At 41.6% G+C, this 13,002-nt stretch carries 8 protein-coding genes; 3 read left to right on the forward strand and 5 right to left on the reverse strand.

Features of this window, described 5'->3' with window-relative positions:
• Window positions 1–70: 70 nt before the first annotated feature.
• From J0X14_RS06495 to purU, 3 genes are all read right to left on the reverse strand, one after another.
• A complete protein-coding gene (locus J0X14_RS06495) occupies window positions 71–2,179 on the reverse strand; it encodes an IPT/TIG domain-containing protein (protein WP_207096955.1) in 2,109 nt (702 codons plus the stop codon).
• Window positions 2,180–2,312: 133 nt separating this feature from the next.
• Complete coding sequence (locus tag J0X14_RS06500) at window positions 2,313–5,249, reverse strand: tetratricopeptide repeat protein (RefSeq protein ID WP_207096956.1); 2,937 nt, start codon at window positions 5,247–5,249, stop codon at window positions 2,313–2,315.
• 110 nt (window positions 5,250–5,359) lie between these two features.
• On the reverse strand, window positions 5,360–6,208 hold the full coding sequence (gene purU / locus J0X14_RS06505; RefSeq protein ID WP_207096957.1) for a formyltetrahydrofolate deformylase: 849 nt from the start codon (window positions 6,206–6,208) through the stop codon (window positions 5,360–5,362).
• Window positions 6,209–6,350: 142 nt separating this feature from the next.
• Here purU and J0X14_RS06510 point away from each other — a divergent pair, with 142 nt between their 5' ends.
• Window positions 6,351–9,809: a methylmalonyl-CoA mutase family protein gene (locus J0X14_RS06510; protein ID WP_207096958.1), complete on the forward strand. Its 3,459-nt coding sequence runs from the start codon at window positions 6,351–6,353 to the stop codon at window positions 9,807–9,809.
• Between the two features lie 6 nt (window positions 9,810–9,815).
• On the opposite strand, the gene J0X14_RS06515 is transcribed toward J0X14_RS06510, so the two are convergent.
• Complete coding sequence (locus J0X14_RS06515; RefSeq protein WP_207096959.1) at window positions 9,816–10,217, reverse strand: hypothetical protein; 402 nt, start codon at window positions 10,215–10,217, stop codon at window positions 9,816–9,818.
• A gap of 122 nt (window positions 10,218–10,339) precedes the next feature.
• Here J0X14_RS06515 and J0X14_RS06520 point away from each other — a divergent pair, with 122 nt between their 5' ends.
• A complete protein-coding gene (locus tag J0X14_RS06520) occupies window positions 10,340–10,792 on the forward strand; it encodes an Lrp/AsnC family transcriptional regulator (RefSeq protein WP_207096960.1) in 453 nt (150 codons plus the stop codon).
• A 66-nt stretch (window positions 10,793–10,858) separates the two neighbouring features.
• On the forward strand, window positions 10,859–12,274 hold the full coding sequence (locus tag J0X14_RS06525) for an alpha/beta hydrolase (RefSeq protein ID WP_207096961.1): 1,416 nt from the start codon (window positions 10,859–10,861) through the stop codon (window positions 12,272–12,274).
• On the opposite strand, the gene J0X14_RS06530 is transcribed toward J0X14_RS06525, so the two are convergent.
• Entirely contained in the window at window positions 12,261–12,998 is a 738-nt protein-coding gene (locus tag J0X14_RS06530) for a DJ-1/PfpI family protein (RefSeq protein WP_207097506.1), read from the reverse strand. The genes J0X14_RS06525 and J0X14_RS06530 overlap by 14 nt on opposite strands.
• Window positions 12,999–13,002: the final 4 nt, after the last annotated feature.

Below are 13,002 nucleotides of genomic sequence, written 5' to 3' on the forward strand. Positions count from 1 at the left end.
TGGGATATACAATTTTAATTGCGGTCTTTTTTAAAATCCAATTGGATATTACTGGAAAATCATAGCTTGATCAATTTGAGGCAGTATTACCCGATGAATTGTTCTCAAATGTGTTATTGGACTGTGATAGGCTGTTGCCTCCCTGAACAAAATCGATACCCCACCCGGCACTGTCTTTTATGGTACTGTTTTCAATGGTAAGGCTTCCTTCACAATGAATAACGATGTTTCCTTGGCCACCGGCATTGTACATTTGCTCTGCACCACCACCCGAAACAACACAGTAATTCATAAAATTTGTTCCTGTACTGGAGTTGATGCCTATTCCCAACCAAGTACCCTGACCTTCCGTAGTTCCCCTGAACAGTATTGGTTCATCTGAAGTCCCCTGGGCATTCAAAGAACCAGTGGTGGGAATACAATCCACTCCAGGACTTCCCAAGACCAGGCCTGCCCCAGTTTCAAACTCCAATATTGTTCCCGCTTCTATGGTAATGGCTTTTTCCACATAGGTTTCCCTTCCTGATTCCTCTGTTTCTATTCGGTAAGGGACTTCCAATTTTTTGATTAGGAGATCCGCTTCGGTAATAGCATCTCCTTCTACTTGAATGTAGGGTCTTCCGTTACCTTCGGCATAAGTTGATGCTCCATCCAATTGATCCACTTGAGGAAGATGCATCCAAATCGGGGCCAATTCATTATTGATTAATGTATTCTCTTGAAAATCCTCCAGTAGGGCATCATCATCCAACATGTAAATGCCAAATCCACCACTGTCCGTTATTTCTGAGTTTTGAATAGTCGCCCTGCTATCGCATTGTAAAGTAATATTGGCATTGAAGTCGGATGCATTGTATAACTTACTACTGCCTCCACCCGAGATATTGCAATAAATCAATTTGTTATTTGGGCTGGATGAGTTGAAACCGATTCCCAGCCAAGTGCCTTTCCCAGCTGTTACACCACGGAAGGTTATGGGATTTTCCATGGTTCCTGAAGCATCCAAAGATCCTGATGTGTTTGCGCAATCAGAAGATTGTTCTCCTAATCGAAACCCAGCTCCATTGGAAAATTCCAAGACATTCCCTGCAGCGATTACCAACGCATTTTTGATGTTGTATTTTTTGCTTTCCACAAACCGATACGGAACGTTTAAGAAAGGCATGTTTACACCATCATCCTCAATTTCATTCTCGCGGACCTCCACATAATCATTTCCGTTACCCTGATAATCAGAATCATCATCCAAAGCTCCCAACTGATTGAAGAAAAGTCCAACCGGTGCATCATCATTGTCCGAAATCATATTATTGGAGAAAACCTCAAGATCGCTTTCATCGGTCACAAAAAGTCCATACCCGTCATTATCCATAATGGTACAGTTTACAATGGCGGCTTTGGAGTCTTCCTGTCTCGACAATTGTACGGCTCCTTTTTCTCCAGATTGACCTGAGGCTGAACGACCAGCATGCATTACGGTTACATATTCCAAACGATTTTCAGGATGGTTGGAACCGAAATAGACACCCTTCCACACCCCTTTGTTTTCAGATGTTCCGATAAACTTGATAGGGTCTGACTCGGTGCCGATGGCTTTTAAACCTCCTCCTTCACTGGTGAAAATCCCGCTATTGTCACCTTCAAAAGCTATAATTACTCCTGGTGCTATGGTCAATAGGGCGTTGTCCATTATCGAAATTTCACATTGTACCACGTAATCAATTTCATTCCCTGGAACCACATCTTCCCATGTAGTATTTTCAGTAATGGTACTTTGGTCGCACAACGAAGCGTTTGCTGTTATTACAGTGAAGGATGGCCCATTTGCGGTTTCACCATCAACCATAACTGAAATAGGTCCCGAAGTGGCATTATCAGGTACATTAACTACCAATTGCGTTGTTGAACTGGATGTAACAGTGGTGTTTGTACCATTGAACGAAACAGTATTTTCACTAGTGGTATTACTAAAATTGGTGCCGGTTATGGTGACTTCAGTACCTACCAACCCATTTGTAGGGGATATCCCAGTAACAGTAGGAGTGGTGTTTACAGGTTCATCATCTACTACAGGCTCGCTATCACCGCTGGAACTACAACTCACTATAATAAAGCTAATTATAAAGCCCATCAATTTGCCAAGTCCAAACCTTCTCCTTTTTACTAATGAATTTTTCATAATTATAGTATTTGTTAAATGGAGGGGACTTTTTACTTCCTTACCAAAGCTATGGTGATGGAAGCTTTTTGACTGACAGTACAGTTCCAAAAAATAACACTGGGGTGCCAAATAATGTACTTACCCTTCAAAATCAATAGGAAGATGGGGGTACACCGTACAGGTCTTTGAAGCATTTGGCAAAATAGGAAAGGTTGCTGAACCCTACTTGGTAGGCCACTTGAGTAACGGTATCTGCTTTTTGTGATAATAACTGAGCCGCACGTTTTAATCGAAAATTTCGGAGCAATTCCCCTGGGGATTCATTGGTAAGTGCTTTTAATTTTCTATGGAGCTGTGTTTTGCTCAAGGCCAATTCTTGTTGCATTTGAGGTACTCCAAAATTACTGTCAGTATGATTTTCCTCCAACAGACTGATAACCTGCTCCAGGAACTTTCTATCCAGCGAAGTGATTGTAATTTTTTCCGGATTAACAGTAAGATGGCTACTTTTATAATGTTCCCACAGACGTTCCCGTTGATGGATAAGATTATCCACTCTTGCCAACAGTTCCTTGGCATCAAAAGGTTTTGTTAAATACTCATCGGCACCAGTTTCCAGCCCTTCAATTTTGTTTTGGACACCTGCGCGGGCCGTTAACATGATGACGGGAATATGGCTGGTTTCCAAATTGGTCTTTAAAGTTTTGCACAGCTCCATACCATCCATTTTGGGCATCATCAAATCGGTGATGAGCAGGTCAGGTATTTCTGAAGTTGCCATTTTTAATCCTTCCATCCCGTTTTCCGCCTCAAGGATTTGATACTTTTTAAAAAGTTGGTTTTTAATCAACTGGCGCATGTCATCATTGTCTTCAACAAGTAAAATTTTTGGGAGCTTTCGCAGATCTTTCTTTGGTAATTCAAAGGTTTTTCTTTTGGAGATGGATATGGGCTCACCGCGCTCGGCCAAGTGCTCTTGTATTTGGGGCGCCTTTATTTTTACAATAGGAATTTGTACCGTAAAATAGGTACCCTTGCCCACTTCACTGGAAACCGTAATCGTTCCATCCATTAATTCCACCAAATCTTTTGAAAGGGACAGCCCAATGCCTGAACCTTCTTGGTCTTTTGTAGGACTACTGTCCACTTGATAGAATCGGTCAAAAATAAAAGGTAATTTATCTTCAGCGATACCACGACCAGAATCAAAAACTTGAACGACGAGTTCTTCTCCATTATGCGATACGTTTAAGGATACCAATTCACCATCATCACTGAATTTAAAGGCATTACTCAAGAGGTTGTATATGATTTTCTCCAATTTATCACGATCAAACGCAGCCCATAAAGTTTCATGGGGGATTTCTACCCGGTAGTCCATGTTTCGCTGCGCCGCATGTGAATTAAAAGAGGATGCGGCAGTCCTCAAGCATTTAAAGACATCGCCTTCTGTGGATTTTAGCTGTAGTTTACCTTGATCTATTCTGGATAGATCTAACAGTTGGTTTACCAGTCCCAAAACCTTGTTGGTATTGCGCCTGATCATTTTAACCTCTTCGACACTAAGTTTTTCCTCTGGGTTTTGCTCCAAATGTTCAATAGGATTCTTAATTAAGGTCAATGGTGTTCTAAACTCGTGGGAAATGTTGGCAAAAAAGTTGGATTTCATATGATCCAACTCCTGAAGTTCTTTATTGGCCCTTTGCTTGATTCGATATTGATTGTAAATAAGACCGGCCAGCAACAGAATAAATATGGCCAGTACAATAATGCCGTTTCTCTCGTTCTTCCTTTTGCTCAGTTGTAGGGCTTGTACCTCTTTCTCGGAGGCCAATAAAGATATTTCCCTGGTTTTTTGGTCGTTCTGATATTTGGCCTCTATTTCCTCTGCTAGATCTCGCTTTTCTATATTATAAAGACTATCCCTTGCAGTTTGGTACTTAATGATGTAATCGTAGGCACTTTTATGGTTGGAATTAGCATGATAGACCTGGGCAAGTGTTTTATAACCATCCATGGCAGTAAGGTTTGCCCCAATCGCTTCTGCCACTTCAATCGCCTTTTTTGCGTATGTTTCCGAACTGTCCAACTTTTGTATACGTAAATATTCCAAGCCCAAGGATTGACTGGCCATACCAATGTTAATGGAATCGGATATTCCTTTTGCAATTTGAAGGGATTGCTTGTAGTGTTGGATGGCCTCTTGTGATTGCCCTTTGTCTGAATAAATATTACCAATGTTCTGGTATACTTGGCTCATCTCTCGTTTTCTATCCATTTTTTCATAGCTCTTGAGCGCAAGATTGTACTGTTCAATAGCATCGTTGTAATTGCCTAGATTCCTGTATACAATGCCCATGTTTTTGAGAACAAAGGTCCGTCCCGGCAAAAAATCAAATTTTTTGAAGAGACTGTCACTTTTCTTGTAGTAAGCAATGGCTTCCTCATAATTGTTTAATTTCTGATGGATAAGCCCAATATTTGCCATGTTTATTCCTGAATTTTTCTCATTTCCAATTTCGCTGTTCATTTGGGCCGCAAATGTGTAGGACTCCATGGCTTTTTTGTATTCCCCTTTTTCATTATAGATGTTTCCTAAATTATTGTAGGAACTGGCCATGCCTTCTCGATCACCAATTTCTTTGGCAAACTCAATATTGAGCCTGTGAAACTCTTCCGCTTTTTCTAAGTTCCCTTTGCTCAGATAGGCATTCCCCAAGCCAATCAGGGCAATAGCTTTGCCCGAATTATATTGGATACGATTGGAAATGGTCAAAGCATTTTGGTAAACTGATATTGAAGAATCATTACTTGACCTATTGTTGAGAAGATCTGCAAAACTGTTCAATGCCATTACATGATATTTCTTAGCGCTAATATTTGAAGCAATATCTATGGCCTTAAGAACATTTTCTTCGGCCTTTATCGGATTTTCATAGCGATAAGCATCGAATAGACCCAAAAGAAGATTGACCTTTAGAGAGTCTACTTTTTCTACTTGGAGCCTTTCCTCCAAACTGTCAATCTTTGATTGCGAATAGCCTGCAAAAAAGGATAGTAGTACAATGGATAACAGAAGTCTTGCCATTGTTAAATTTAGGAATTATCGTCTGTATCACAAGTGATTACGGAGAAGTATTTACATTATTTTCTCTAGTTTGTCAGCGAAGTGGAAATGCGGTGGAAGTAGCAATGAAATTAGGAGAAAATAACAGTCTTATTGTTGTAAACCATGGTTTTTCGGGCCACATGGAGTTGTACCGCCCGTGAAAGCACAATTCGTTCCAAATCCCTTCCTTTGGCAATAAAATCCGTAATGGAATGCGAGTGCGAAACTGCGGTCACGTCCTGTTCAATAATAGGCCCAGCATCCAATTCCGAAGTGACATAATGGCTGGTGGCTCCAATGATTTTCACCCCTCGTTCAAACGCAGCATGATAGGGCTTTGCCCCCACAAAAGCAGGAAGAAAGGAATGGTGAATATTGATGATTTTCTGCGGATATACATCAATCAATTTTGGAGACACAATCTGCATATATCGAGCGAGCACAATAAAATCCACTTCGTGCTTTTTGAGCAATTCCAGTTGTTTGCTTTCGGCTTCTTCTTTGGTTTGCTTGGTCACCGGCACATGGTAAAACGGAATCTGAAACTGTTCTGCTACATATTCCAAATCTCGGTGATTGCTCAAAATAAACGGAATGTCCACAGATAGTTCCTCAGAATTGTATCGACTTAAAAGGTCATACAAACAATGGTTGTATTTGGACACGAAAATGGCCATTTTTGGTTTGTAGGCCCCCAAATAAATGTCCCACTCCATGTGAAATTTTAAGGCGAGTTCCTGCTCGAAACCCTTTTTAAATTCCTCCAAAGAAACTTCCTTTTCAAACTCACTTTCCAACCGCATAAAAAAGACTCCGGCCTGTTTGTCCACATGTTGATCTAAATAAACCACGTTGCCCACTTGCTGATGCACAAAAGTGGTGACGGATCGTATAATGCCAGATTGGTCTGGGCAATGGATAAGAATAGTTAGCTTCATGATGCAATTTTGGCCGAGTAAAATTAGGGTATTCAAAAAAGGATGGCCAAGCTTTTTCAATTTTTTGTAATATCCTGAACAAAATCTAATTTGACTTGCATTTTCTGTAAATTGCAGGGCGAAAACAGACCTTTTATTGCAAATGGAACAACAGAAGCCCCACAAGCCTAAGTATAAAATCAGAATAGTGACAGCAGCCTCCCTTTTCGATGGGCATGATGCCGCCATTAATATTATGAGGCGTATCATTCAGGCCACAGGTGTTGAGGTGATTCACTTGGGGCATGATAGAAGTGTTGCCGAGGTGGTGGATTGTGCCATTCAAGAAGATGCCAATGCCATCGCTATGACTTCCTACCAAGGTGGACATAACGAGTATTTTAGATATATGTTCGATTTGCTTCAGGAAAGGGGCGCAGGGCACATCAAAATTTTTGGTGGAGGTGGAGGTGTAATCCTGCCAGAAGAAATCAAGGAATTGATGGATTATGGCATCGAACGGATTTATTCTCCAGATGATGGCAGGCAAATGGGGTTGCAGGGAATGATCAATGATTTGGTAGAGCGATGCGATACAGCAGTGCCCGATTTGCAAATCCCAAAAGGTGAAAAATTGGAAGGTTTGTTGAGTGATAAAGATTCAAACACCATTGCTCGATTGATTTCCCTCGCCGAAAATCGTCATACAGAATTTGAAAAATATCAAGATGGAATTCAAAATTCCCAAAGCACTATTCCCGTGCTCGGCATTACAGGTACTGGAGGTGCCGGAAAATCCAGTTTGGTAGACGAACTGGTGCGCCGATTTTTGATTGATTTTCCCGAAAAGCATATAGGGATTATCTCTGTGGACCCTTCCAAACGAAAAACAGGTGGGGCGTTGTTGGGGGACCGAATCAGGATGAACTCCATCAACAATGAGCGGGTGTACATGCGCTCCTTGGCTACCCGCCAATCCAATTTGGCCTTGTCCAAACATGTTTCGGAAGCCGTGCAAGTGCTCAAAGCGGCACAATACGACTTAATTATTTTGGAAACCTCGGGAATAGGACAATCCGATACTGAAATCTTGGAACATAGCGATGTGTCTCTTTATGTAATGACCCCCGAGTTTGGTGCAGCTACCCAACTGGAGAAAATTGATATGCTGGATTTTGCAGATTTGGTAGCTATCAATAAGTTCGATAAGAGAGGGGCGTTGGATGCACTTCGGGATGTGAAAAAGCAATATGCCCGAAATCATGGATTGTGGCATGCTTCGGAGGATGAGTTGCCCATTTATGGGACCATCGCATCCCAATTCAACGACCCAGGAATGAACAATCTCTACAAAAAAGTCATGGATACCTTGGTTGAAAAAGCAGATTCCAAATTGGTATCCACTTTAAAGGTGAGTAAGGAAATGGCGGAGAAGATCTACGTGATTCCACCATCACGGACCCGTTATTTATCCGAAATCGCCGAAAACAACAGGTCGTATGACGCTAAGGCCGAAGAGCAATCCAAAGTAGCACAACAACTTTATGGTATTTTCTTGACACTAACTTCCATTTTAGGAATGGAAGCTGAAAAAGCTGAAGAACATTTTTTGGATAAATCTGGTTTAAAGGAGAATGAAGTTCTTTCCAAAATCAAAAGTGTCAATGAAAAAGAGTTGGTGGGTCTACTGGTCAAAGAATTTGATAAAATCAAAATGAATTTGCTGCCCCAGCATTGGGGCATCCTTTTAAAATGGAAAGAAAAAGTAAATCGATACAAGTCTGATGTGTATTCTTTCAAGGTGCGGGATCGTGAAGTTAACATAAAAACGCATACGGAATCCTTATCCCACAGCCAAATTCCTAAGGTGGCCTTGCCCAAATACAAAGCGTGGGGCGATATTCTTCAATGGATATTACAAGAAAATGTACCAGGGGAGTTTCCCTATACCGCTGGATTATACCCGTTCAAAAGGGAAGGGGAGGACCCCACACGAATGTTTGCTGGTGAAGGAGGTCCTGAACGTACCAATAGACGGTTTCACTACGTGAGTTTAGACATGCCTGCAAAGCGATTGTCCACAGCATTCGATTCGGTGACCCTTTATGGCAATGACCCGGACCACAGACCGGATATTTATGGTAAAATTGGAAATGCAGGAGTTTCCATTTGCTGTTTGGATGACGCCAAAAAACTGTATTCCGGTTTTGATCTCAGCAATCCCATGACTTCGGTGAGTATGACCATTAATGGTCCGGCACCGATGCTGCTGGCTTTTTTTATGAATGCGGCCATTGACCAGAATTGTGAGAAATACATTCAAGAAAATGGGTTGGAAAATGAGGTGAAAAAGAAAATCGAAGCACTATATCAAAAGAAAGGGGTTCCACGTCCCACCTATTTTGGAAAACTTCCCGAAGGGAATAATGGCTTAGGTCTTATGCTTTTGGGGGTAACTGGAGGCCAAGTGTTGCCCAAGGGAGTATATGCCAAAATAAAGGAAGAAACCTTAAAGCAAGTTCGGGGAACGGTCCAGGCCGATATTTTAAAAGAGGACCAAGCTCAAAACACTTGTATTTTTTCCACGGAATTTGCACTGAAGTTGATGGGTGACGTGCAAGAATATTTTATTGAGCAGCAGGTTCGGAATTTCTACTCGGTTTCCATATCAGGCTATCACATTGCAGAAGCTGGAGCCAATCCCATTACGCAATTGGCATTTACCCTTTCCAATGGTTTTACTTATGTGGAGTATTATCTGAGTCGAGGGATGGATATCAACAAATTTGGTCCCAATCTGTCCTTCTTTTTTTCCAATGGAGTTGACCCAGAATACGCCGTAATTGGAAGGGTGGCAAGGCGAATTTGGGCCAAGGCCTTAAAAGAAAAATACGGAGCAGACCCACGAGCACAAATGTTAAAATATCACATTCAGACCTCGGGGAGGAGCCTACATGCGCAAGAAATTGACTTTAATGACATCCGAACCACTTTGCAGGCACTTTATGCCATTTACGACAATTGCAATTCCTTGCACACCAATGCCTATGATGAGGCCATTACCACGCCCACGGAAGAATCAGTGCGGAGGGCTATGGCTATTCAGTTGATCATTAATAAGGAATTGGGATTGGCCAAAAATGAAAACCCCTTGCAGGGCTCGTTCATCATTGAGGAGCTTACCGATTTGGTAGAAGAGGCGGTTTTATTGGAGTTTGACCGAATCACGGAGCGAGGTGGCGTATTGGGCGCCATGGAAACCATGTATCAGCGCTCCAAAATTCAGGAAGAAAGTTTGCATTATGAAACCTTAAAACATTCAGGGGATTATCCCATTATCGGGGTAAACACCTTTTTGAGTTCCAAAGGTTCTCCCACAATTTTACCTGCTGAGGTGATCAGGGCCACGGAGCAGGAAAAGAAAAATCAAATTAAGACCTTGCAAAATTTGCATCAACGGGAAAAAGATGCAGCCGAAAAACAGCTGAAGGAATTGCAGCAGACAGCCATCAACAATGAAAATATCTTTGAGAAATTGATGGAAGTGGCCAAACATTGCTCATTGGGACAAATCACCAAAGCCCTCTTCGAGGTTGGAGGTCAGTACAGAAGAAATATGTAGAAGGGGTTAGTCGTTTCTGTTGTGAAAGGACTTTCTCCATTTTTTAAAAGAGGTTCTAAAGATTTTGATTTCCCTACGGAGGAGGTTGAGATATTCCTTCTCCTTAACACCATCACGTTCCAAGCCATTGCAATAGGCCAGAATATTTCGTGTCATAATGTTGATGAAAGTTAAACTTCTCATTCGTACGGAGTAGGAATTGCTTAAGGCCGCTTGCTCCACCTCTTTAGTAATCAAGGAAGCATCATTGAGCAATGATGCAGTGATGTCATCACGAAAACTATCAATTTTTCGCCAGGACAATTTTTCCCGGTTATGTGAGAAATAAGAGGCCACGGCTTCGCTCATGTCTCGAAGAGCCAACGATTTGCGGTACACAACCAAGGAATTAAGAGAGTTTCTCTCCATGATTTCAAAGCAATTTTGAATTATAAAATTACATACGAAATCAAAATTTCGACTTTAGTTTTAAAATTAAAAAATAGATTATACCTTTAAATATAAATTTTTATGAAGTTATTTCCTTTAATATGAAGATAGATGCACTTAATTGGCAAATTTTAGACCACTTACAGAAAAATGCAAGGGAATCTTTTACTCATATAGGCCGAGAAGTGGGCCTTACGCCACCTGCAGTGGCCGAGCGTGTAAAGAAGATGGAAGACTTGGGAATTATAGAGGGTTATGGAGCCAAAATTTCATATGTGAAGGCTGGTCACCAGTTTAAGGCAATCATTATGTTGAGGGCCTTTATGGGAAAACTCAAACCCTTTTTGGATAAGGTGAAATCGCTTCACGAAGTGGTGAATTGTTACCGAATCACGGGGAACGAGAACATTATTATGGAGGTGGTGCTCCGCGATCAATCCCACTTAGAAAAGTTTATTGATGAGCTTATCGTCTACGGTGAGTGCAGGACCCACATTGTGCTGTCCAACGTGGTGGCCCATGCCCCAATTAAAAGTGGCACGCAGGGAAAATAAATTCCACTAACTTTATATGACCAAAGCAGTAACTTGTTTTGGCTAGATTTTTGCTATGATAGAATTATGAAAAAAAAACAGCTACTATTTTTTCTCTCCTTGGTTTGTTTGACTTCAGCTTCGGCTCAGCAAATGGTTCTAAAAAAAGGGGAGATCATGGATTCCATTCCTGTTCAAGATTCCATTCCAAGTTCATTTTCGTTGTATTTGCCCAGAGATTTTTCCACAGATAAAAAGTGGCCCTTGCTGCTGGTTTTTGATTTGGAGGGTAAGGAAAGACAAACCATGTCCATATTTGTAGGCCCTGCGGAAAAGGAGGGCTATATTTTGGCGGCACCAAAAGTGAAAGATACGGTGTCGTTGACCAACAATATGATCGTTACCAATAACGTACTGGAAGAAATTGTAAATCTATTGCCCATTCAAAGGGAGCGAATATACACAGCGGGTGCTTCGGGTGGGGGACGCTTTGCGGGCTTGGTCCCAATTTTTATTAGGGGCGTTTCCGGGACCATTTCAATAGGAGCTTCCCTGACCAATACGGACTTGTTGAATGTGAGGCAGCCGTTTCATTTTATTGGGATGGTCAGTAAAGAGGATTACAACTATCCCACTATGTTGGAGGATGAAAAGCTATTGGACCGGTACAAATTTCCCAACCAAATAGTGTTGCATGAGGAAAAGAACACCTGGCCGCAAATAGAAGATCTGCAAAAAGGATTACAGCTGTTTACCTTGGCCGCAATGGGTAGAAAGTTGGTTCCTATGGATTCCATGTATGTCGATACGGCTTATAAAGAGGATATTGCGAAAGTGAATCTGTTGAAAAATTCGGGCCGTTTAATTTGGGCAGAGCAGTATCTTGGAGAAATGATGTCCATGTACGGTGCCCATAAGAATTTGGATTCCCTACGGGAAGTCCAAAAAGAATTACGAAGGGACAAACAGTTTAGGGCTATGAGACGTTCAGAAAATGCGGCTTTTTCCAAAGAGATATTGCTCAAGGAAAATTATCAGTACGATATGGAAGAGGATATGTTTGCCCATAACTTTAAAAACTTGGGTTGGTGGAATTATCAGATGGACGAGATTGATAAGTTCATCAACGGTTCCAATATCCATGAACAAGAGATGGGGCATCGGCTAGTGGGCTTTTTGAATGCATTGGCGGAGGATAATATTGCGCTGGTACAGTCAGGGCAGGTGATTGATGAGGACGCCTTGGCCTTTATGTATATGTTGAAAACCATCTTGGAGCCTGAAAATTTTGAGTTTTATTTAAAGACCATTTCGCTGAGTGCCAAGAATGAAGATTTTGGAACCGCGCTGTTTTATTTGGAAGAAGCTTTTCAAAAAGGATTCAAGGATAGGGATAAACTATACAGTTTGGAGGATACCGCACTGCTTCGGATTACCCCAGAGTTCAATAAAATGGTGGAAAAGTATCTAAAAGATGCCCGGTACGATATTATTGAGCAATAAACTTGGGGACTTCGTCCAGGTTCCAATCAATGACCAATCCACCGGCTATGGACTGGGCAATCTCCTTTCCATATAAATATTCGCAAAGATAAAGAGCGGCTTCAAAGCTTTTGGCTCCACCCGCTGAAGTGATGAATTTGCCATCATGGACAAATAACACACTGTCCTTTACGTTTAGGTGGGGGAACATCTCTTTATAGGTTACAATGTCACTCGGGAAGGTGGTGGAAGCCACTTCATTCAACAATCCGGCTTTGGCTAAAACAAAGGCGCCATCACAATGGGAAGTTACAAAAAGCGCGTCCTTGGCCACTTTTTCCACGAAATTCAACATGACCGTGTCCTTTAAATCACTATCCAAGTGGTGTTCAGCACTTGGCACCACCAAAATATCGATTTTGGGAATGGAGTCTTGGGTATAATCAAAATCAGGGAGGATTCGGATACCTTCAAATGAAGTAATGGGCTCTAGCGTATTGGCTACGGTGAAGGTGTTCATGGCTTTGATTCCTTTTCGATATTGGGTATGTTGAAAAATATCAAAAGGAGCGGTAAATTCAGTATTGTACACCCCGTCCATGATCAAAAAGGCAGTGTTGTAACGGTTGGGCTGTATTTGAGGAAGTGTTCGCTCCGCTGTTTTTGCATGTTTCTCGGAATTTTTCTTTTCTGAACAAGCCAATAGCAAAACAAGTAGACCAAATAAGAGTACGTTTTTCTTCATCATG

This window comes from Allomuricauda sp. CAU 1633, assembly GCF_017313225.1.
Taxonomy (GTDB): domain Bacteria; phylum Bacteroidota; class Bacteroidia; order Flavobacteriales; family Flavobacteriaceae; genus Flagellimonas.